Here is a 22,481-nt window from a genome sequence, read left to right as displayed (position 1 = left end):
TTCTGGATGGTCGCCGGCGGCAGATCACGCGGTGCAGCGATCCAGCCCGGGCAAGCCCTCAAAGCGGGCTCGGGCGAACGCTGACGCGTCGCAGCCGCAGAAGCGAACAATCTGATAGTATCTCGGCGGAACCGTCCGGTGCCCGGGCGCCTTGCCACCGGCAGAAGCCTGGGAAGGCCGCGTCTTTGGTCGAGGACGACTTCCCGCTACAATGCCTGACAGGATCGCCGGGAGACGTCGCCATCATGACCCTACGCCAGACAGGTCGTTCAGTGCCGGTGGCGCTTCTGCGCGCCCGCGAAGCCTTCATGATGCATCTGCGGCCGATCATCGCCGAATATGGCTGCACCGAACAGCAATGGCGCGTTCTCCGCATCTTGGACGAAGCCGGTCCTTCCGATGCCACGGCGCTGTCGGCCCGCGCGTGTCTTCTCACCCCCTCCATGACGCGCATCCTGAAAGCCCTGGAAGAGCGCGGCCTCATCACACGCGGTCAGGACGGCCAGGACAGCCGTCGCCTGAAGATCGACATTACGGAGAATGGCCGCAGTCTCATCCGCCTCGCCTCGCCTGCCATCGAAGACGTTTACAAGCGCATCGAGACAATCTTCGGCGAAGAGAGGATGGAAATGCTGCTCAGCATGCTGGAGGAACTCGCCATGGACGGGCATGCGCTCGAATTTCAGCAACGACCGGACGAACTGCGCAAGGCCGTCGCCTGAGGCAGCGTTTCGTCTCGGACGCCCCATGGCGTGGGGTGGATTGTCACGCACCGCCACTTTCTGCTCTGGCCCTTTTTTGCCGGCGGCCTAAATGCCGGCTTACCATTCCTTCCTTTCCGGATGTCGCCCGCACCCCATGTCGAACGTCCTTTCCGTTTCCGGCCTGTCCAAAACCTATGAGAGCGGCTTTCAGGCGCTGAAAAACATCGATCTTGAGATCGAAAAGGGAGAGCTGTTCGCGCTCCTCGGTCCCAACGGCGCCGGCAAGACGACGCTCATCGGCATCATTTGCGGCATCGTCAATCCAACCACGGGCACCGTGACCGTGGACGGTCACGACATCATCTCCGATTACCGCGCCGCCCGCTCCAAGATCGGGCTCGTGCCGCAGGAGCTTTCGACGGACGCCTTCGAAACTGTCTGGGCAACTGTCTCGTTCTCGCGCGGCCTTTTCGGAAAGAAGCCGAACCCGGCCCATCTGGAGAGCGTGCTGCGCGATCTGTCTCTCTGGGAGAAGCGCGATTCCAAGATTATCACGCTCTCGGGCGGTATGAAGCGACGGGTTCTGATCGCCAAGGCGCTCTCACATGAGCCTGAAATCCTCTTTCTCGACGAGCCGACGGCGGGCGTCGACGTGGAGCTACGTCGCGACATGTGGCGACTGATCAGCTCCTTGAGGGAGACGGGCGTCACCGTCATCTTGACGACGCACTACATCGAAGAGGCCGAGGAGATGGCCGATCGGGTGGGCGTCATCAATCACGGCGAGATCGTTCTCGTGGAGGAAAAGAAAGAGCTGATGCGCAAACTTGGCCGCAAGCAGCTCCGCCTGTGCCTCCAGGAACCTCTCCACGCTGTGCCGGAATCGCTCGCATCGTACGAGCTGGAGCTTTCCGAAGACGGCACCTACCTCACCTACACCTACGAAACGGCGCAGAACCGCAAGGGGATCACCTCCCTTCTGCACGATCTGACCGAGGCAGGCATCCGTTTCAGCGACATCGAGACACGCGAGAGCACGCTCGAAGAAATCTTCGTCAGTCTGGTTCACGAGGCGGCATGAACATTTACGCCATTCGCGCCATCTACAAATTCGAGATGGCCCGCACCGCCCGCACGCTGATGCAGAGCATTCTGGCGCCGGTCTTGTCGACGACGCTCTATTTCGTCGTCTTCGGCTCCGCCATCGGCTCGCGCATCGACGAAGTGGGGGGCGTCAGCTACGGCGCTTTCATTGTCCCGGGCCTCGTCATGCTCTCGCTTCTGACGCAGAGCGTGACGAACGCCGCCTTCGGCATCTATTTTCCGAAGTTCACCGGAACGATCTTCGAGCACCTGTCCGCGCCGGTCTCCTTCCTCGAGATCGTCATTGCCTATGTCGGTGCTGCGGCCACGAAATCGGTCATCCTGGGGGTCATCATTCTCGCGACCGCCACGCTTTTCGTGCCGCTCAGGATCGAACATCCGCTGTGGATGGTGACGTTCCTGGTGCTGACCGCAGTCACTTTCTCCATGTTTGGCTTCATCATCGGCATCTGGGCCGATGGTTTCGAGAAGCTGCAGATCGTGCCGCTTCTCATCATCACGCCTCTGACCTTCCTCGGCGGCAGCTTCTATTCGATCGATATGCTGCCGCCCTTCTGGCAGAAGGTGACGCTGTTCAACCCCGTCGTCTATCTGATCTCAGGCTTCCGCTGGAGTTTTTACGGTCTGGCCGACGTCTCAGTCACCGTCAGCCTGATCATGACCGCGCTCTTCCTCATCATTTGCCTTGCGGCGATCTGGTGGATCTTCAAAACCGGTTGGCGCCTGAAGAGCTGACGTTCTCTCCGGGCCCCCTCCGGAAACCAACTCTCCTCATCCACAGGGTTTCGAAGCAAGCCAGATCCGGCACTTGCGTCGACACCCAAGTCCCGACGCGTTCCAAAAGCCCCCTTCGGCAAAAACCGAGGATCGTCCGGGCGGCTGCCGCGTTGCTCCTTCATACAATCCGCACACAATGAAGATTGGCAGGCGCCTCGCGCCTGCCCGGAAGGAGTTGTTCCATGCACCGCTTTAACAACAAGGTCGTTCTCGTAACCGGCGCCGCCTCCGGCATGGGTGAGGCGACAGCCCGGCGCTTTTCCAGCGAGGGCGCCAATGTGGCGCTGGTCGACCTCTCCGACAGGCTCGAAGAAGTGGCCGGCAGCCTGCCGACCGAACGGACCCTGTCGATCCGCGCCGACGTCTCCAAACGCGAGGAAGTCGACGGCACCGTCCGCAAGACGATCGATCAGTTCGGCCGGCTCGACATCCTCGTCAACAATGCGGGCGTCCTGGAAAACGGCAACCCCGAAGACATCACGGACGAGCAGTGGCACAAGGTCATGAAGACGGATGTGGACGGGGTCTTTTATGGCAGCCGCGCCGCCATTCCGGAGCTGGAGAAGACCAAGGGGTCGATCATCAACACGGCATCCGTCTCCGGAACCGGGGGCGATTGGGGCATGAGCCCCTACAACGCCGCGAAGGGCGCGATCGTGAACTACACACGAGCGCTTGCACTCGATCTCGGCAAGCGCGGCATCCGCGTCAATTCCGTCTGCCCGAGCTTCACCAAGACCGGCCTGACCGAGGACATGCTGGACGATAAGGAACTCGTCGACGCCTTTCGCGGCCGCATTCCCCTCGGCCGCCCCTGCGAACCGGAGGAGGTGGCTGCCGTCATCGCCTTCCTCGCAAGCGACGACGCGAGCTTCATGACCGGCGCCAATGTGCCCGTCGATGGCGGTGTGTCGGCCTCGAATGGCCAGCCGGTTCAGGCCTGACCTGACGCCAGTCTGCATCAGAGAACAGAGGGCGGGGCGAAGGCTCCGCCCTTTTCGGCATCAGGGCGATTTCACGATCGAGCCCGTGCCGCAGCGCCCGCTTCGCCGTCCGTCTGCAAAGCCTGAAGCCGGAGCGCCCGCGATTTGACGGTCTGCGCCCATTTCACGACGGGAGCATCCACCATCGCTCCATCGAGAGACACAGCGCCCCCCTCCCTCTCCGTGAGAGCCGACAGGATCTTCTCCGCACGGACGATTTCTTCACCCGTCGGCGAAAAGCCGCGAATGGCGGGGGCGATCTGTGCCGGATGGATGAGAAGCTTGCCGCCGAAGCCGAGATCGGCCGCATAGGCGGCGTCATCAACGACCGCCTGCTCGTCGCGGTAGGTCGTGGTCACCCCGTCGATCGGGCCAGGCAGCCCCGCGCAGGCGGAGGCGAGGACGAGTTCCTGACGGGCCGCATCGAGCGCGTGCCGCACATGACGCGCGCCGAGCGCAACGGCATAATCGAGAGAACCGAAGGCGAGACGGTCGGCAACCTGCGCAAGCTCGCGGGCGCGCACGATGCCGAGGGGCGTTTCGACAAGGGCAATGACGCGGCCGTTCGCCCCGAGCGTTTCTCGGGCAATCCGCAGAATGGCGGGATCTTCCGCTTTTGGCAGAACGATGCCCGTCAGAGGCAAAGTCGCGACAGCTTCCAGGTCGTCGGCGAAATATCCCGTATCGGCGCCATTGAGGCGAACATAGATCTCCGTCTCGCCCGGCTTGAGTCCCGCAAGGCCCTGCCCGAGCCCCTCCCGCGCCGCCTCTTTGGCAGCGGGCGCAACGGCATCTTCGAGATCGATGATGACGGCGTCGGCGCCGGACGCGGCAGCCTTGCCGAAACGCTCCGGCCTGTCGGCCGGCACGAAGAGCGGCAGGAACGGAAAACGCGTTTCAGCCATCATCGCTTCTCCTTCGAGGAAGAAGAAAACCAATCTTCTCGGCCTCAGGGATGGACCAAAGCCGGTCCATCAGTGGGTCCAGTTCGCCTGGCTCAACCGCACCGGACGACACTGCCAGCGCCCGCGCCTTCTCGGTAATCTCGGCCCGGCTCAGCGTGTTGCCGGGGTCGCCTTTCGGTACGTCGACACGCCCTTCGAGCCGCCGCCCATCGCCGGTCGTCACCATGACCTTGCCGATCCAGCGCGCCGGATAGGCCTGATCGACTTCCGCATCGAGCGCCATGTCCACCTTGTCGATGAAGGACAGCGCGACGCGATCGTCGAGCACGCTGGCAAACTCCGAAAGACCCGCTTTGCGATGTGCGGCTATGAGGCCGAGCGTGGCGCCCATGGAAAACTTCGCCTGATGCACGCTCTGCGGCTGTGTGACGGCGCCCAGAACATCGATCGCGCCCTGATGCACATGGGTTGTGACGGTGGCGATATCGCTTGCGGCAAGATCGTGCTCCATCACAACCTTCAGGAGCGCGTCGGCCGCCGGATGCGTGTGTCGGCACGAGGCGTGAAACTTGAACGATGTCTCGGCGAGCGCCCAGCGTTCACCAAGCCGGTCGACAAGCTTTGCGGGATCGGCATCTGATGATGTCCCGGCAGCTAGCCCCTGCTTTCCTTCCAGGATCCGTTTTGCCCCGGTGAAGCCATCGCGCGCCAGATAGGCGGCCATCAGACCGTTCTCCGCCGCTTTCGCCGTGTGCAGTTGCTTGGAATCGGCGGCATCGCGCAGGAATTCCCAAAGCCCGGCCGATTGCGTGCCGGCGGAACCGAAGGCCTCGCCCATCTCTCCGGCAGAGAGCCCGAGAAGACGGCCGACGGCCGCTGCCGCCGCAAAAGTCCCCGCCGTGCCGGTCGTGTGAAAGACCGTGTAATGCGAGCGGCCGAGAAATTCGCCGACCCGGATACCGACCTCATAGCCGGCGATTGCGGCCGCCAGGAAATCGCGGCCTGAGGCGCCGACCGTCTGCGCCACGGCCAGCGCCGGCGAGAAGACGACGGTCGCCGGATGGAAGACGGAGCCGTTGTGAACGTCGTCCTGCTCGGAGATATGGCTCGCGGCCGCATTCACGATCGCGGCGAAGACGGGCGAGGTAGCACGTCGATTGGTGAGCATTTCAGCGCCCCCATCAGCGGGGCCCATCGTCTCGGCATAGCGCTCCAGAACGCCGATAGCGCGATGCCCGCGCCCGGAGAGAGCCGAGCCCGCCCAGTCGACGAAGAAATCGACGGCCCGTGCCACCACCTCTTCGGGCACGGCGTCGAGATCGAGGCCGGCAGCGAAGGCCGCGAGCTCGGCGCTTTCCCGGCCTGTCGCCTGCATCAAAAGCGGGTTGCGCTGTCCGGCATCAGCCATTCGGAACCTCAGAAGGAGCGCGGCAGGCCGAGAACATGCTCGGCGACATAGGAGAGGATGAAATTGGTGGAGATCGGCGCCACCTGGTAAAGCCGCGTCTCCCGGAACTTGCGCTCCACGTCGTATTCCTCGGCGAAGCCGAAGCCACCAAACGTCTGCAGGCAGACATTCGCAGCCTTCCAGGAGGCGTCGGCGGCGAGAAGTTTCGCCATGTTCGCCTCTGCGCCGCAATCGGCATGTGCATCGAACTTCCGCGCCGCCTTGAAGCGCATGAGATTGGCCGCCTCGATGTCGACATAGGCGCGCGCGATCGGAAACTGCACCCCCTGGTTCTGACCGATCGGGCGTTCGAAGACGGTGCGCTCATTGGCATAGGCGACCATCTTGTCGACGAACCAATAGCCGTCGCCGATGCATTCGGCGGCGATCAGCGTGCGCTCCGCGTTGAGCCCGTCGAGGATATATTTGAAACCCCGGCCCTCTTCGCCGATGAGGCTTTCAGCCGGAATTTCCAGATCGTCGAAGAAGAGTTCGTTGGTCTCGTGGCCCACCATGTTGCGGATGGGCGTCACCGAGAGGCCGTTGCCGATCGCCTCCTTGAGATCGACCAGGAAGATCGACAACCCCTGCGATTTCCGCTTCACGTCGGCAAGCGGCGTGGTGCGGGCGAGCAGGATCATCAGGTCGGAATGCTGGATGCGCGAGATCCAGACCTTTTGGCCGTTGACGACATAGCGGTCGCCTTTCTTGACCGCCGTCGTCTTCAGTTTCGTCGTGTCGGTGCCCGTCGTCGGCTCCGTCACGCCCATCGACTGGAGCCGGAGCTCGCCCGACGCGATCTTCGGCAGAAACTCTTTCTTCTGCGCCTCCGAACCGTGCCGCAACAGCGTGCCCATATTGTACATCTGGCCGTGGCAATGCCCGGCATTGCCGCCCGAGCGGTTGATCTCCTCCATGATGATGGAGGCCTCCGTCAGGCCAAGTCCTGATCCGCCATATTCCTCAGGGATCATGGCGGCGAGCCAGCCTGCCTCCGTCAGAGCCGTGATGAACTCTTCCGGATAGGTCTCCGCAGCCCCGTGCTTGCGGTGGTATTCGGCCGGGAATTCGGAGCACAGCGCGCGAAGCGCGTCGCGGAGATCGCGGTGGTCTTCCTCGTCTGCAATCATGTCACTCGTCTTTTCCGGAAGCTGCGAGCGCCGCAGCCTCCTCTTGCGTGATATCAAGTTCGTCCAGGATGGCGCGTGTGTGCTCGCCGAGCGCCGGCACGGGATCGAGCCGTGGCTGCCAGGCCGCGCCGGAGATCGGACGAAGGGCCGGAATCGTCCCCGTCGGAATGGCGATTTCCTGCCAGCGATTGCGGGCGGCAAGCTGCGGATGGGCCCAGAGCGCGGCCATGTCGTTGAGGCTCGCCGTGCCGATATTGGCTTTCTCGAGCCGCGCCATCGCCTCGGCAGTGGTGAGACGCGAAAGGACACCGTTGATGGCCTCGTTGATCTCATCCATATGCGCCGCGCGCCCGGCATTGCCCTTGAAGCGCGCATCGCCGGCGAGATCGTCCCGCTCCAGCACCGTCTGGCAGAAGGCCGCCCATTCGCGATCGTTCTGCAGGCCGAAAATCACCGTGCCGTCGGCCGTGCGATAGGGCCCATAAGGGAAGATCGTGGCATGTCCGGCGCCCGCGAGCGGCGGCGGCGGTGCCCCATCGGTCGCAAAATACATTGGATAGCCCATCCATTCGGCCATCGCCTCCAGCATGGAGATCTCGATATGGTCGCCCCTCGCCGTTTTGTGGCGGTTGAGAAGCGCGGCGAGGATGGTGCTGTAGGCGGAGACGCCCGCAGCGATGTCGGCGATCGAGATCCCGGCCTTGGCCGGCTGGCCGGGCGAACCCGTCACCGAGACGAAGCCGGCCTCGGCCTGGATGAGAAGATCATAGGCCTTCTTCTTGCCGTAAGGCCCGCCCTCGCCGTAGCCCGAAATCGCGCAGGTGATCAGCTTTTCGTTGTCCGCCCGCAGCGTCTTCTCTCCGAGACCGAGCCGCTCGGCGGCACCCGGCGCGAGATTCTGCACGAAGACGTCGGCCTTCTTCAAAAGCCGCTTCAGGATCGCGACGCCCTCTTCACGCTTCAGATCGAGCGTGAGGCTTTCCTTGGAACGGTTCGTCCAGACGAAATGGCTCGCCATATCGCGCGCCCGCTTGTCGTATTCGCGCGCGAAATCGCCACCATCCGGCCGCTCTACCTTGATGACGCGCGCCCCGAGATCGGCCAGAAGCCGCGTCGCATAGGGGGCCGCGATCGCCTGCTCGATGCTGACGACGAGAATTCCATCGAGCGGCCTCGTCACGGCGTCGCCCCGCCTCTCATACGCAGCCTCTCATGGTTCGCTTTCCTCTCTCCTCGCGGGTTCGCTACGGGCCCACATTCTGCGGCGGGCTTCGAAGACGATCCATGCCGCCTACGACAGGAAAGAGCTTGCGGACCAGTCGTATTCTCTGGATGCTGCTTTCGGCAACGGAGAAAGCTGGATGCATTTCGACCTGACCGATCTCAGGCTCTTCGTGGCGGTGAGCGAGCTCGGCAGCATGGCGGAGGCGGCACGTCTCCATCACATCTCCGTCTCCGCCTTGCACGAGCGCATGAAGATCCTGGAAAGCCGCGCCGGCGTGCCTTTGCTGGAGCGCACCGCCCGAGGCTCCAAGCCGACGCGCGCGGGCCTCATGGTCGCGGGCCATGCCCGAGCCGTCCTCTTGCAGGCGGAGCGCCTCGACGGTGCGGTGGAGGCCTGGAAGCAGCGCGAAAGCGGTCTCATCAAGCTGCGCGCCAATTCCAATGCCATCACCAGCTTTCTTCCCGACGTGCTGGCGAGCTTTCTCGCCCGCCACCCGGACGTGATCGTCGATCTGGAGGAAGACACCTCCGATGAGATCGCCACCGCCGTGCGCTCCGGCGAGGCCGACATCGGCATTGCGGCGGAAAACGCCCAGCTCGACGGTATCGAGACCATTCCGATCCTCTCCGACCGCCTTGTCTTCATCGCCCCAGCGGGGCATCCGCTGGCGCAGCGCAGCGCCGTCACCTTCACGGATCTCCTCGACGAGAGCTTCATCACCCTCGACACCCGCTCGGCGATTTCCGCGCATCTGAAAAAGCACGCGCACCGGCTCGGCCGCGAATTGACCATCCGCATCCGGGTCAGAAGCTTCGGCAGCGTCTGCCGCATGGTGGCCGCCGGCGCCGGCGTGTCGATCGTGCCGGCGAGCGTCATCCCGGCGGAAACCTTGGAAAAGGGTGCCAAGGTCATCGCCATCTCCGACGACTGGTCGCAGCGCGATCTCGTTATCTGCCTGCCGCGTGATCGGCCGGTGTCAAATCTCGTTCGGCGGCTCGCCGATGCGGTCGCCTCACCGCAGGAGAACCGGCTTGCCGCCTGGCGGGCAGGTCAGGCGCGCCCGCATCCCACCTCGTCCGCCAGGACTTGAGACGCCGGCAGAAGCCACCGCATTTCGTTTGCCGCCTCATATCAGACCATAGCTTTTCGCATAGCTCTTCGGGGACGGTTCGCGCGCAACCCGGCGCGCCAAGCTGAAGCCATTCTAATATTTGCAGCTTTCCGTCTGCCCGGGGCTTGATCGGCCGGGCACGCGCCCAATGATCCCCATATCCCCTTCGTTCTGCCCGCGTTGCCCCCGAACGAATTCGTCTTTATGAATTTCAAAGATTTCTGAACTAACTGGAGAAATCACTCTTGCGCCCAGATCTTCCGCCCCCGGTCCAGTCCTTCATCCTGCATTTTGGCGAGATGGGCAGCCGGTGGGGTATCAACCGGACGGTCGGGCAGATCTACGCGCTTCTCTACATCTCGCCGCGACCGCTCTGCGCCGACGACATCGTCGATGCTCTCGGCGTCTCGCGCTCCAACGTCTCCATGAGCCTGCGCGAATTGCAGAGCTGGAACCTCGTCCTGCTGCGCCATCTGCCGGACGACCGGCGCGATTTCTTCACGACGCCGGACGATGTCTGGGAGATCCTCAGAACCCTGGCCGAAGGCCGCAAGCGCCGCGAGATCGATCCCACCCTGACCTTTCTGCGCGAGGCATTGATGGAGCCGCCCGCCAACGAGGCGGAAGCGCATGCCCAGGCGAAAATGCGCGACATGCATGCCCTCATCGAGCAGCTCACCGGCTGGTACGACGACGTGAAGACGCTCGAAACGGAGCGTCTCGCAACGTTGCTCGCGCTCGGCGCCCGGGTCACGAAATTGTTGGAGACCAAGGACAAGATTGTCGCCCTCGGCTCCTCTAAAAGGAATGGCCGGAAGACGTGATCCGCCAGGCGACATACGAAAGCCCGCAGATGCGAGAGAGCTCGGTCGCAAGAAGCCCACGCTCCCGCCGCCGCAAGGCGCGGACTGAACCTCTGCCGCCCATGCGCCTGGGTGCCGGCTTGCAAGTGCTCGCTGCTCTTCTTTGGCTCCCGCAGGCCGCGTTGATCGCCCTCGTCATCGGCGATCTGGCCGGTCAGGGCCCCGCGCCTGAGGATTTCGGGCTGAACGTCGCAACGGCCGCTTTGGCCGTCGCCACACTCGGCATCGTCCGGGCACTTCTCGACGGCTATGCCGGCCGCCTCTGCTTCCGGCGCGCCCGCCAGATCCTCTCCGAGCGGCGGGCCAAGGCCGCAAAAGCCCTCGCCGCACGCTCGCCACTCGATTCCGGGCGTCCCGCCTCAGGCGTGGCAGCCAGCATTCTCGGCGAACAGGGCGAGGCGATCGTGCCTTACCTCTCCCGCTATCGTCCCGCACGCCTCAAAGCCGTGATCGTGCCGCTCGCGATCGTTCTCGCCGTCTTCCCGGTCTCATGGGCGGCAGCGATCGTCCTTCTGATCGCAGCCCCTCTCATTCCGGTCTTCATGGCGTTGATCGGCTGGCGCGCCCAGGCCGCGAGCGAAGCGCAGCTTGCCGGGCTCGGCGACATGAACGGCTTTCTCCTCGACCGTCTGCGCGGCCTTGCAACCATCCGCGCTATGGGCGCAGTCGATGCCACGGCCAGGCGCCTGCGCCAGGAGGCGGAAACCCTGCGGGCGCGCACCATGGCGGTTCTCAGGATCGCTTTTCTTTCCTCCGCCGTTCTGGAGCTCTTCGCCGCGCTCGGCGTCGCCATGGTGGCGGTCTATATCGGCTTCCATCTGCTCGGCCAGCTCCCCTTCGGCGCCTGGGGCGGCCGGCTCAGCCTCGGCGAGGGGCTCTTCGTCCTCCTTCTGGCTCCCGCCTTCTTTGAGCCTTTGCGGGATCTGTCCAGCATCTGGCACGACCGGGCTGCGGGCGAAGCCGCCCTGAAGGCGCTCGACGATCTCTCCGCAATGGACTTAGCCCTCCTGGATGCGGGCACCGATGACGCAGACGGCGACCAGCGAGACGGCGCGCGCACACCCGCACCGGCCGTGCGGCTTGAAAATCTCTCCTTCGCCCATGCCGGAACCGAGCAGGCGGCGATCGAGGACTTCTCTCTCTCTGTTGCGGCGGGCGAAAAGATCGCCCTCTTCGGGCCGAGCGGCTCCGGCAAGTCGACACTTCTTGCTCTGATCGCCGGGCTTGCACCCGCGGATGGCGGCTGCGTCCGCATCGCAGAGCGACCTCTGGACAAGACCAACGCCGGATCGCTGCGCCGTCAGATCGCCTGGATCGGCCAGACACCGCACATTTTCGGCGGCAACCTCGTCTCCAATGTCACGCTTCACCGTCCCTGGATCGGTGGCAACGAGGCGCGACAGGCCCTCGCGGCGGCCGGCCTCTCCCACATCCTTGACGGCCGCGATGGCCATCTTGGCGAAGGCGGCTCAGGCCTCTCCGGCGGAGAAGCCCTGCGTGTGGCGCTGGCAAGGCTGACGGCCGATCCCGGCATCTCGCTCGTTCTCGCCGATGAGCCGACCGCCCATCTCGACAACGAAACCGCCGAAGACATCGCCGACCATCTCCTCGCCTTCGCCAAAGGCCGCACCCTGATCGTGGCGACCCACGACCCGCTTCTGGCGCACCGCATGGACCGCATCGTCTATCTGCCGAAACAGGCCATGAGGGCCGTGGCATGAAGGTCGTGGCATGAGAGCGGCCTGGACCGATCTTCGTCCCGTTCTCGCGGTGCTCCTCGCCGAGCGCCGGCCCATGCTGGCGGCGGGCGCTGCCCTTGCCGCGGTGACGGTTCTCGCCGGCGTCGGCCTTCTCGGCCTTTCCGGCTGGTTCATCACGGCAACGGCGATCGCCGGCCTCTCGACGGCCACAGCCCTCGCTTTCGATGTCTTCGCCCCCGCCGCCGCCATCCGCTTCCTGGCGATCGCCCGCACGGCCGGCCGCTACGGTGAGCGGCTGACGACACATGAAGCGACCCTGAGCGCGCTCGCCGCCTTGCGCGAAAGGCTGTTCCGCGGCTGGGCCCCGGCCGGCGCGGCGCGGCATCTTTTGGAGCGCCCGGCACGACTTCTTTTCCGCCTGACGGTCGACATCGATGCGCTCGATTCCGTTTATCTGCGAATTCTGGTACCGTTCCTGGCGGCATTCGCCGCGGCGGCTGCCTCCGGCCTCGTTCTCGCCGCGCTCAACCCCTGGCTCGGCCTCGCCGCCTTTCTCTGGCTTGCCGTCCTCGGCCTTGCCATTCCCCTCAAAACGGCCGCAGCCGCGCTCCCTCCTGGGCTGCAACGTGCGCATCTCACGGAAGCTCTGCGGGCGCGCACCATCGATCTCATCGCCGGCCAGACGGAACTTGCAATGGCCGCCCGTCTCACGGCAGAGCGCCGTGTGATCGAACGGACAGATGCGCGCCTCGTCGCCACCGATGAGCGTCTGAACCGCATCGAGACGAAGGCCTCCGCCGCGTTCGGCATTGCCGGCGCCCTGCTTCTTGCCGGCACGCTCTATGTCGCGGCGCGCCTTGCCGAGGCGAACGAGATCGGCGCGCCAGCGGCAGCGCTTGCGATCCTCGTCGTCTTTGCAGCCGTCGAACCTTTTGCCGCCCTCAAACGCGGCGCCGTCGAGCTCGGCCGCACAAGGCTTGGGGCACGCCGTCTCGCTCCGCGCCTCGAGACAGATCCTGTGGCTCCGGCACGATCGCCTTCTATGCCGCCAAACGGGGAAGCGGCGCGCCTGAAGTCCGTCGGTTTCCGTTACCCTGGTGCGAAAAGGCTTTGCCTGAGCGACATCTCGCTCACCCTCGCGGAAGGCGAGACCCTGGCGATCGTGGGGCCGAGCGGCGCCGGCAAATCGACGTTGCTCGCGCTCCTGGCCGACGAAGCCACACCCGAGGCGGGCGACATCGCGCATCTTCCCGCCACGCTTTTGACCCAGCGCACCGAGCTTTTTCAGGACACACTCGCCGGCAATCTTCAGATCGCCGATCCTGACGCGAACGAGGCGAGGCTCTGGCGCGCGCTTGAGGCCGCCGGCCTTCGAGCGGATGTCGAAGCTCTCTCTGCTGGTCTCGAAACCCGGCTCGGTGAAGGCGGGCTCGGCCTTTCCGGCGGCCAGGCACGACGCCTCTCGCTGGCGCGTCTTTTCCTGCGCGACACGCCTCTTTGGCTTCTCGACGAGCCGACCGAAGGCCTCGATGGCCCGACCGCGCGCGAAATCATGCGACGCCTTAAGGGCCAGAGACGCGGCCGCAGCCTCGTCATCAGCACACATTTGCGGCGGGAGGCGGAGATCGCCGACCGTCTCGTCATCCTGGAACAGGGGCAGATCGTTGCGGCCCCGCGGCGCAACGAACCGGGTTTCGAGCAGGCGCTCGAAGCCCTCCGTCCCGATTAGGAGCGACGCGGGATCAACCGCCGGCCTCGCACCCGATGGGAGCCGGCAGAGAAAGGAGACCGGGCAAACCGGTTACCGCCGATGGAACTCGACATTGTAGATCTATCGCGCCTGCAATTTGCGTTGACGGCGCTTTACCACTTCCTTTTCGTGCCTCTGACCCTCGGCCTCTCCATCATGCTTGCCATCATGGAGACGGTCTACGTCATGACCGACCGCCCGATCTGGCGGCAGATGACGAAGTTCTGGGGCGTGCTCTTCGGCATCAACTTCGTCGTCGGGGTCGCGACCGGCATCGTCATGGAATTCCAGTTCGGCATGAACTGGAGCTATTACAGCCACTATGTCGGCGACATTTTTGGCGCGCCTCTCGCCATTGAAGGTCTGATGGCCTTCTTCCTGGAAGCGACCTTCGTCGGCCTCTTCTTCTTCGGCTGGGACAAAATGTCGAAGCGCGGCCACCTCACCGCAACCTGGGCGGTGGCCATCGGCTCCAACCTCTCCGCCTTGTGGATCCTGATCGCCAACGGCTGGATGCAGAACCCCGTCGGTTCGGCCTTCAACTTCGACACGATGCGCATGGAGGTGACGGATTTCGCCGCGGTTCTCTTCAACCCTGTGGCGCAGGCGAAATTCGTACACACGGTCTCCGCCGGCTATGTGACGGCCGCCGTCTTCGTACTCGGCGTCTCCGCCTGGTATCTCTTGAAGGGGCGCCACATCGCGCTGGCCAAGCGCTCCATGGCGGTCGCGGCCTCCTTCGGCCTCGCTTCCGCCCTCTCTGTCGTCGTTCTGGGTGACGAGAGCGGCTACCTCTCGACCGAGCATCAGAAGATGAAGCTCGCTGCGATCGAGGCCATGTGGCACACCGAGCCCGCTCCCGCGGCCTTCACCGTCGTCGGCATCCCCGACCAGGAAGACCGCGAAACGCATTACGCGGTGCATATTCCCTGGGTGATGGGCCTCATCGGCACGCGCTCGATCAACACCGAGATCCCCGGGATCGAGGAGCTCGTCGAACTCGCAAAAGTGCGCATCCGGCAAGGCATTACGGCCTTCGACGCCTTGCAGCAGATCCGCAGTCTCCCACCGGGTGACACAGTTCCGGGCAACCTTCGCAAGACCTTCGAAGACAACGGTCACGAGCTCGGCTATGCGCTTCTTCTGAAGCGCTACGTCGACGACCCGCGCAATGCCAGCGAAGAGGAGATCACCAAGGCGGCATGGGACACGGTCCCAGGCGTCTTGCCGCTCTTCTGGACCTTCCGCATCATGGTAGGCCTCGGCTTCTTCTTCATCCTGTTGATGGGCGTCTTCTTCGTCTTGTCGGCCCAGCACACGTTGGAGAAGCGCCGCTGGCTCCTCTGGGTGGCGGTCTTTTCCATCCCCCTGCCATGGATTGCGGCCGAAAGCGGCTGGTTCGTCGCCGAATTCGGACGTCAGCCTTGGATCATCGAAGGCGTATTGCCGACCGCCGCAGCAGTCTCGGATCTCGGTGCCGGCACGGTCTTGATGACCATTATCGGCTTCGTCCTCATCTACACGACCCTCTTCATCATCGAGATGGGCCTGATGGTGGCGGCGATCCGCAAAGGGCCCGATCCCGAGGAAGAGCCTGAAAGCCCGGCCATCTCCTCCCACGTCGTACCGGCGGAGTGACAGCTATGATCCTTCACGACCTTATCTCCTACGATGTCCTTCGCCTGATCTGGTGGGGGCTCCTCGGCATTCTGTTGATCGGCTTTGCCGTCACCGACGGCTTCGATCTCGGCACGGGCACGTTGCTGCCTTTCGTCGCCAGGAACGATCTGGAACGACGTGTCGTCATCAACTCCGTCGGCCCGGTCTGGGAAGGCAACCAGGTCTGGCTGATCCTCGGAGGCGGCGCGATCTTCGCCGCCTGGCCGCCGCTTTATGCGGTGTCCTTCTCCGGTTTCTATCTCGCCATGTTCGCGATCCTGTTCGCGCTCATCTTGCGGCCGGTCGGCTTCAAATACCGCTCCAAACGCGAGAGCCCCACATGGCGTCGGAACTGGGATTGGGCTCTCTTCATCGGCTCGTTCGTGCCGGCGCTCATCTTCGGTGTCGCCGTCGGCAACGTCCTCCAGGGCGTTCCCTTCCGCTTCAACAGCGATCTGCGCATCTTCTACGACGGCACGTTTTTCGGGCTGCTCAATCCCTTCGCGCTTTTGTGCGGTCTCGTCTCCGTCTCGATGCTCATCATGCATGGCGGCGCCTGGCTCGTCTTGAAGACGCAAGGTGACGTGCGTGAGCGCGCCCGCAACTATGGAAGCATCGCCGCAATCGCGACGATCGCCCTCTTCGTGCTTGCCGGCGCCTATATCTGGGCTTTCGTCGACGGCTACCGGATCGTCGGCTCGATCAACCCGGTCGGGCCTTCAAACCCGCTCGTAAAATCGGTCGAGATGGGAGAAGGGATCTGGCTCGGCAATTACGAGACCTATCCCTGGATGATGGCGGCGCCGATCCTCGGCATCGCCGCGGCCTTCCTGGCGCTCATCCTGCTCAGGATCCGCCTGGAAGGTCTCACCGTGATCGTCAGCGGCCTTTCGATCGTCGGCATCATTTCGACCGTCGGTGCGTCGATGTTTCCCTTCATCCTGCCGTCGTCGCTCATGCCGAAGGCGAGCCTCACCGTCTGGGATGCCTCGTCGAGCCACCTCACGCTCTTCATCATGCTCGTCGTCACGGCGATCTTCGTGCCGATCATCCTTGTCTATACCGCCTGGGTCTATCGGGTGCTGTGGGGCAAGGTCGACGAGGACGAAATCAGCGGTGGCAAGAGCCACGCCTACTAAGCGACAGGAGGAGATTGAGATGTGGTATTTCGCCTGGCTTCTCGGCCTGCCGCTGGCAGCCGCCTTTGCCGTTCTCAACGCCATGTGGTTCGAACTCATGGAAGAGGATGAGCGCATCGAAGCGCATTCGCCCCAAAAACCGGCCGCCGAGCGACCGACCCAAGCCTGAAAACGTGTCCTCCCGGCGGCGAACCGCCGGGAGGACACTCGCGCCTGCCGGCCATCATCCCGAAACGCTCGCGCCCGATCCCCCTTGAGACGACGCTTGCGAAAGGAACCGCCGGATCCCCCTCCGGAGGCGGCTCGGCTTTCCCGGGCTCAGCTTTCCCGGAAGGCGCGGCCCATACTGTCTCTCACCGGCTTCGTGATGTAATCGAGGAACGTGCGCGACGCCGTCTCGATGAAGATCTCGGCTGGCATGCCCGGCGTGATGTGCAACTCCTGCGCCTGCGCCAGATGCTTGTCGTCGAGAAGCACACGAACGAGGTAGACGTCTTTCGGGTTGTCGCGATCCTTGCCGCGGATCGTATCGGCGGACACGTAAATCACCGTGCCGGTGAAGGCCGGCGTGGTCCTGCGGTTGAAGCTCGTCAGGTTGACGGTCGCGGCTTGCCCGAGCGCCACATCGTCGATGTCGGACGGTTTCACCGGCGCCTCGATGATGAGATCCTCGTTCTCCGGCAAGATCTCCAGAATGTCTTTGCCGCTTTCGATGACGCCGCCGATCGTATTGTAGTTGAACTTGACGATGATGCCGGCGACCGGCGAGCGGATCTCGACGCGGCCGAGAACGTCCGAGGCCGCGGCCAGCTGCTCGCGGATATCGTCGAGGTCGCTGTTGACGGTCTGCAATTCGTCGCCGGCCCGCTGCCGCGTTTCCTGGCGAAGCTGAGCGATTTCCGCCTCATGGCGGGCAATCTGGCTCTTGAGATCGCCTTCGTCCCCCTCGAGTTTGCCGACCATGCCCCGCGCTTCGGCGATCACCCGGTCCATTTCGAACAGACGGCTCAGCGGCAAGAGGCCTTTCTCCTGAAGCACGGCCTTGCCTTCGCGCTCCTTGAGGATGAGCCGGAGCTGCTCGGAAACGGCGGCCTTCTGGGCTTCCACACCCTTCAGCCTTTCGCGCAGCGCCTGAATGCTGCCTTCGACGATGTGCTCATTGCCCTTCAGCTGCGCCAGCGCGGCATCGAAGAGGCGTCTCTGCATATCTTGGATTTGCTGGATCTCCTCGCCATCCGCATCGTTCAAACGCACATCGCGGAAGACCAACGCCTCGCGCCCGGCCGCCTGGGCCGAGAGCCGGTCGCTCGCCGCCTGCAGACGCGCCAGCCGGATCGACAGGCGCCGCGCATTGGCGCGCGGAGCAACGGAATCGAGCACGAGCAGGGTCTGGCCAGCATCGACCCGGTCACCCTCTCGCGCCCGGATTTCCCGGATAATGCCGCCTTCGAGATGCTGCACCAGCTTGTTCTGGCCGGTGGACACGAAGGTGCCGCTCGCCACGACCGCCGCGGCAAGCGGTGCCGTCGCCGCCCAGCCTCCGAAGCCCGCAAACGCGAGCCCGATCACAAGGGCGCCGGCAAGAGAGGCCGACGCGATGGAGCGAGGAACGGGCGCATACCATTCCTCCAGCGGGTAGTCTCCGCCAGCTTTCTTGCTCATGCCTGGTCTCCCCTCACCTCTCCGCCGGGCGCACCCCCGGGCCCGGGTTTTTTCGGACCGGCAAGAGCTTGCAGCATCGCCTGCCGCTCACCGATCGCCTGAACGGTGCCGTCCTTCATGACCATGATCTTGTCGACGCACCGCAGAAGTGCCGTGCGCTGGGTGATGGCGATAACCGTCGTGCCGACCGTCTTCGCCTTTTCGATCGCCTGGGCGAGCGCCTGCTCGCCGGCCGTGTCGAGATTGGAGTTCGGCTCGTCGAGGATGACGAGACGCGGATTGCCGAAGAAGGCGCGGGCCAGGCCGATCCGCTGCTTCTGGCCTCCGGAGAGCGGCGCGCCATCGCCCGCGATCATGGTCTCATAGCCCTGCGGCAGCGATGCGATCAGCTTGTGCACCCCGGCGAGAGAGGCGGCCTCGAAGATCATCTCATCCGTCACATCCTCGCGCATACGGGCGATGTTCGCCTTGATGGAGGCGGGAAAGAGCTGAATGTCCTGCGGAAGATAGCCGATGTTCTCACCGAGCTGCCGCGGGTCCCAGTTCTTCAGTTCCATGAGATCGAGCCGCACACTTCCCGCCGTCGGCACGATCGATCCGACCAGCATTTTGCCCAAAGTCGACTTGCCGGCGCCGGAATCCCCGATGATCGCCAGGGTCTCTCCGGGTTCCAGGCTGAAGGTGACGCCGTTCAGAATGACCCGCTTGTTGGGCGGCGGCACGAAGAGCACGCGCTCCACGTCGAGGCGGCCCGTCGGTTGCGGCAGTCTGAGGCGTTCCACATTGAGCGGCGAGGTCCGCAGTAAGTTGGCGATCCGGTCATAGGCCGCGCGGGACTGGATATAGGTGCGCCATCCCTCGATCGTGCCTTCGACCGGTGCGAGCGCGCGGCTCGCAATAATCGAGGAGGCAATCACCATGCCGCCCGTCAGCCGCCCGTCGAGTGCCAGATGCGCACCCCAGCCGAGCATGGCGATCTGGGCAAAGAGGCGAACCCCCTTCGACACGCCGGTGAAGAAGACGTTGCGATCCTGCGCGGTTACCTGGTGGCGGAGCGAGTTGGCATTGGCACGTCCCCACATGCGCACGGCCTCCGGGATCATGCCGAGCGCATTGATGATCTGCGAATTGCGCGACAGGGATTCCAGGTTGAGGTTGGCCATCGTCAGATGCGCATTGGCTTCCGCGAAGGGTTTCGCCGTGATCTGACGGTTGATGAACGCAACGATCATCAAGAGCAGGATCGACGTGCAGACGATGAAACCGAGATGCGGGTGGACGAGGAAAACCGCCAGGATAAAGATCGGCGCAAGCGGCGCATCGAGCATCGCCAGAAGCGTGCCGCCGGTGACGAAGTTGCGGATATGCTGGAGATCTCCCAGCACCTGATAATCGCGACCGCTTCCCCCAAGCGCAGAGCGCGCCGCCGCACTCAAAATGGGCGAACTCAGCCGCGTCTCGATCTCCGAGGCCGTGCGCATCAAAATGCGCCGGCGGAAAACGTCGAGAAGCACCTGCCCCACGATCGCGCCCGCCGTGATCAGCGTCAGCATGACGAGCGTATCGACGGAGCGACTGGTGAGAACCCGGTCGGCGATCTGGAAAAGATAGATCGGCACGGCGAGAACGAGAACGTTCATCGCGATCGTGAAGACGAACACGACCAGCATGTTCGTCTTCACCTTTGCGACCGTCAGCGCGAGCGCCTGGCGAAAATTCGGCTGCGAGACGCGCTCCTGCATCTTCGGCCGGCCATCGGAACCGCCGCCTCCCCCGCCGCTGCCACCAGAAGACGGCGGCGGCTTGCCGCCACCTCCTTTTTGCACGGGCAGCTCGGTGCGCTCGTTCTTCTCGATCTCGATCACGGGCGCAAAGGGGGGAGATTTCGCCTTTGCAGGTTCCGGCTCCCGGAACTTCGCCGGATTGACGTCGTCGAGCTTTCCGGTGCCGCGGCCCTCCCGCTCCTGCATTGGCGGCGCCGACGAAGGCATTGCCTGAGCGGCCTCTCCACGAGGAGGCTGTGGGGCGGCTTTCGCGGTGGACACCAAAGCGAGATCGTCGAGCTGCACCGCCTTCGGAAGACCCTGCCACGAAGCTCTCGGCTCTTTCGTCTTCCCATGCAGCCGGGGCGTCCGTGCGGCCACCGCGACCACGCGAAGAATGTCCTCCTCCATGCGGGCGATCGCCGCTTGGGCCGCAGGCGTCATCTGAAGGCTGCCAGACCGTGAGGCGTCAGACGAGGCAGGCGCCGCAACCTGCGGTCCTTGCACAGAAGGGCGCTTGCGCGCTCTCGCAACATCCTCGACGACATCGCCGGTGCCGCCCCCACCTGACATTTCCGTGGACATCAACTTCATGGTTCACCCGAAAAAGCTCGCCAGGCCATCGCCAGGCATGTCGTATGAGTGGATTGCAAAACCGCCCTCCTCGTCAGGCACGTCGATGTCGGGGCTCGTGAAGGCGATCACTTCCGGCGCAAGCTTCGCCGTGTCGAAAACGGACATGTTTCCTCTCGGAACGAGGTCCGCCTGCGCGAGAATGGAATCGGAATAGTAGTCGCCGCCGAGGAAGCGCACGGAACCGGCCGTGTCGTAGTCGATGATCTGGCCTGCATTGACGACCGCGTTGCCGCCGGTCTCGATATGCCAGGGCACGTCCGTCCCGGATTTGTTGACGAGCTCGGCCGCCGTTTGCCGCGCATAATCGACGGTGTCCGCGTCCGAGAGGATGGTCGTTTGTTTGAGATGCGTGAGCTCGACCCGGTCGCCGGTCACGTAGAGGATGCGCAGATGCGAGCTGCCAAGAAAATCGAGCGGCTCGCCGAGGGAGCGGTCGAAGGTCTCCTCCCCACGACCGAAGGCGGAGACGAGATCCGACATCGTCTCAGACACAGGCCGGAAATCGGTTCCGCCGATATTATGGATGGAGGCGAAGTTGTAGAGAAGATTTCCGGAGCTCGCGATGCTGCCGCCGGCCGCCGCCCCGGGCGCGATGTAATCATTGTCGAGAAGGATGCTCACCTGGTCGATGTAGTTTCCTTCATAGACGCTGCCGCCGAAGATGATGACGTCGTAGAAATCCTGGAGGGCCGCAAAATCAACCGAGCCATATGAGACATTCCCTCCCGTCTCGATCACCGTATCCTCGCTAACCGAGGTGAGAACGACCTGATCGTTATCCAGGACGACACGGATCTGTTCGATGAAACGGGAGGTGATGAGGTCGCCGTCGATGACATCCACCTCGTAGTCGTAAGGCACGAAGTAGCCGGCGGGATCGGCGGGCCCGGGTGTCACACCTTCGCTGCGCTCGAAAACGGCGACGTTGTAGGCATCTGTGTAAGAGCTGCCGGCGCCATCGAAACCAGCCCCGGCCGGACGCTCGTCGACATCGAGATGCACGGTCAGCTGATTGATCGCATTCGTTTCGTAATAGTCGCCCATGACGATCGTCGTGCGGGCAAAAGTATCGGCCTGCAGGACCGTCGCCTCGTTGACGACGGTGTTGTGGCCGAGGTCGATCTCGGCCGTCACCGCCACATCGAGGGGGTCTTTCGGAGCTTCATCGGCCTCGTCTTCGCCGAGACCGAGCCGGTCGAAAATCTCGTCGACCGTCGGGTAATCGGGGGACGGCTGCCCGTTCACATAAGCGCCGTCATGGCCAGTCACTGGCCCGGCACTTTCCGGATTGTGATAGGCCGAGGGGAGAAGCGCTTCGCGGATCTCTGCAGGATTGTGCAGCCCGCCGGTCTCGCCGTTCCAGTTCTCCTCAGAGACGTCTCCGCCCGATGTTTCGGCGCGCCAAATCTCTTCCCGCCAGATCTGCGCGGCATCGATCATCGTCTGGAGGTCCCCGCCCGCATCGGGGACGAGAGAGACAGGGTCCACCCCATCGACCAGCGAGAGCTGATCGCTGTCGTCGAGTACAGCATGCTGACGGACCACGCCGAAGCTTGAATCGACTGCCTCGTTGTAGACCGCCCGCACATCCGGCTCGACAAAGGCGCCGGGGGCGCTGACGCTCGCCGTTTCGCCAGGGCGCATGAAAACCGGGCCGCGATCGCTCAGAAAGACCGGCTCATACCCATGGCCCGATGGCACCGGAGCCGGATGATGCCCCGCCGGATCGACCGACACGGACGGATATCCGCCAAGCCGCAGCGAAACGCCTTCCCCGCCCGCAGGTCCATCATCCGGGGACACATTGACAAGCGTTCCCGGCGCATCCGGGTTCAGCTCAACCGGGCGACGCCCGAAATCGAAATCGGGATGCTCGATGCGGAACTTCGCGGTCTCATCGACCGGTTCGAAGAACCCCATGAA

18 protein-coding genes are annotated in these 22,481 nt (G+C 63.9%); 11 read left to right on the top strand and 7 right to left on the bottom strand.

Annotated features, from left to right (window positions below):
• Positions 1–245: 245 nt before the first annotated feature.
• The 4 genes from hpaR (at position 246) to budC (ending at position 3,529) form a co-directional block, all read left to right on the top strand.
• Positions 246–722 (top strand): homoprotocatechuate degradation operon regulator HpaR, encoded by a 477-nt coding sequence (gene hpaR / locus EO094_RS04615; RefSeq protein WP_128291095.1) that lies wholly within the window; start codon positions 246–248, stop codon positions 720–722.
• A 136-nt stretch (positions 723–858) separates the two neighbouring features.
• Positions 859–1,785: an ABC transporter ATP-binding protein gene (locus EO094_RS04610; protein WP_128291094.1), complete on the top strand. Its 927-nt coding sequence runs from the start codon at positions 859–861 to the stop codon at positions 1,783–1,785.
• Positions 1,782–2,543 (top strand): ABC transporter permease, encoded by a 762-nt coding sequence (locus EO094_RS04605; protein ID WP_128291093.1) that lies wholly within the window; start codon positions 1,782–1,784, stop codon positions 2,541–2,543. Before EO094_RS04610 ends, EO094_RS04605 begins: the two co-directional genes overlap by 4 nt.
• A 224-nt stretch (positions 2,544–2,767) precedes the next feature.
• Positions 2,768–3,529, top strand: a complete 762-nt coding sequence (gene budC, locus EO094_RS04600) for a meso-2,3-butanediol dehydrogenase (protein ID WP_128291092.1) — start codon at positions 2,768–2,770, stop codon at positions 3,527–3,529.
• A gap of 71 nt (positions 3,530–3,600) precedes the next feature.
• Here budC and EO094_RS04595 read toward each other — a convergent pair whose 3' ends face one another.
• The 4 genes from EO094_RS04595 to EO094_RS04580 are packed head-to-tail and all read right to left on the bottom strand — an operon-like array spanning position 3,601 to position 8,230.
• Positions 3,601–4,473, bottom strand: coding sequence for an aldolase/citrate lyase family protein (locus tag EO094_RS04595; protein ID WP_128291091.1), 873 nt, complete (start codon positions 4,471–4,473; stop codon positions 3,601–3,603).
• Positions 4,466–5,881: an MmgE/PrpD family protein gene (locus EO094_RS04590; RefSeq protein WP_246008360.1), complete on the bottom strand. Its 1,416-nt coding sequence runs from the start codon at positions 5,879–5,881 to the stop codon at positions 4,466–4,468. Before EO094_RS04590 ends, EO094_RS04595 begins: the two co-directional genes overlap by 8 nt.
• Positions 5,882–5,889: 8 nt before the next feature.
• Positions 5,890–7,050 carry an acyl-CoA dehydrogenase family protein gene (locus EO094_RS04585; RefSeq protein WP_128291090.1) on the bottom strand — a complete coding sequence of 387 codons (1,161 nt, stop codon included), beginning with the start codon at positions 7,048–7,050 and terminating at the stop codon, positions 5,890–5,892.
• Between the two features lies 1 nt (position 7,051).
• Positions 7,052–8,230, bottom strand: coding sequence for a CaiB/BaiF CoA transferase family protein (locus tag EO094_RS04580; RefSeq protein WP_128291089.1), 1,179 nt, complete (start codon positions 8,228–8,230; stop codon positions 7,052–7,054).
• 181 nt (positions 8,231–8,411) lie between these two features.
• Between EO094_RS04580 and EO094_RS04575 the strand changes: the two genes are divergently transcribed.
• The 7 genes from EO094_RS04575 to cydX all read left to right on the top strand — a co-directional run bounded on the left by EO094_RS04575 (position 8,412) and on the right by cydX (position 16,666).
• Positions 8,412–9,365 carry a LysR substrate-binding domain-containing protein gene (locus tag EO094_RS04575; protein ID WP_164879555.1) on the top strand — a complete coding sequence of 318 codons (954 nt, stop codon included), beginning with the start codon at positions 8,412–8,414 and terminating at the stop codon, positions 9,363–9,365.
• A 320-nt stretch (positions 9,366–9,685) separates the two neighbouring features.
• On the top strand, positions 9,686–10,210 hold the full coding sequence (locus EO094_RS04570) for a GbsR/MarR family transcriptional regulator (protein ID WP_128291818.1): 525 nt from the start codon (positions 9,686–9,688) through the stop codon (positions 10,208–10,210).
• A gap of 29 nt (positions 10,211–10,239) precedes the next feature.
• Positions 10,240–11,970, top strand: a complete 1,731-nt coding sequence (gene cydD, locus EO094_RS04565) for a thiol reductant ABC exporter subunit CydD (RefSeq protein WP_128291087.1) — start codon at positions 10,240–10,242, stop codon at positions 11,968–11,970.
• A 10-nt stretch (positions 11,971–11,980) separates the two neighbouring features.
• Entirely contained in the window at positions 11,981–13,678 is a 1,698-nt protein-coding gene (locus EO094_RS04560) for an amino acid ABC transporter ATP-binding/permease protein (protein WP_128291086.1), read from the top strand.
• 81 nt (positions 13,679–13,759) lie between these two features.
• Positions 13,760–15,337 (top strand): cytochrome ubiquinol oxidase subunit I, encoded by a 1,578-nt coding sequence (locus EO094_RS04555; protein WP_128291085.1) that lies wholly within the window; start codon positions 13,760–13,762, stop codon positions 15,335–15,337.
• Between the two features lie 5 nt (positions 15,338–15,342).
• On the top strand, positions 15,343–16,497 hold the full coding sequence (gene cydB / locus EO094_RS04550) for a cytochrome d ubiquinol oxidase subunit II (protein ID WP_128291084.1): 1,155 nt from the start codon (positions 15,343–15,345) through the stop codon (positions 16,495–16,497).
• Positions 16,498–16,516: 19 nt separating this feature from the next.
• Positions 16,517–16,666, top strand: a complete 150-nt coding sequence (gene cydX / locus EO094_RS04545; protein ID WP_092815755.1) for a cytochrome bd-I oxidase subunit CydX — start codon at positions 16,517–16,519, stop codon at positions 16,664–16,666.
• 149 nt (positions 16,667–16,815) lie between these two features.
• Here cydX and EO094_RS04540 read toward each other — a convergent pair whose 3' ends face one another.
• The 3 genes from EO094_RS04540 to EO094_RS04530 all read right to left on the bottom strand — a co-directional run bounded on the left by EO094_RS04540 (position 16,816) and on the right by EO094_RS04530 (position 22,478).
• Entirely contained in the window at positions 16,816–18,159 is a 1,344-nt protein-coding gene (locus EO094_RS04540) for an HlyD family type I secretion periplasmic adaptor subunit (protein WP_128291083.1), read from the bottom strand.
• Positions 18,156–20,366, bottom strand: a complete 2,211-nt coding sequence (locus tag EO094_RS04535) for a type I secretion system permease/ATPase (protein ID WP_205649817.1) — start codon at positions 20,364–20,366, stop codon at positions 18,156–18,158. Before EO094_RS04535 ends, EO094_RS04540 begins: the two co-directional genes overlap by 4 nt.
• A 153-nt stretch (positions 20,367–20,519) precedes the next feature.
• The gene (locus EO094_RS04530; protein ID WP_128291082.1) at positions 20,520–22,478 is read right to left on the bottom strand and encodes a hypothetical protein; all 1,959 of its coding nucleotides are present in this window, start codon (positions 22,476–22,478) and stop codon (positions 20,520–20,522) included.
• Positions 22,479–22,481: the final 3 nt, after the last annotated feature.

Origin of the sequence: Afifella aestuarii (assembly GCF_004023665.1) — a bacterium.
Lineage (GTDB): Bacteria > Pseudomonadota > Alphaproteobacteria > Rhizobiales > Afifellaceae > Afifella > Afifella aestuarii.
The sequence above is the reverse complement of the archived record's forward strand: the minus strand, read 5'-3'. Positions and strand labels throughout refer to the sequence as shown.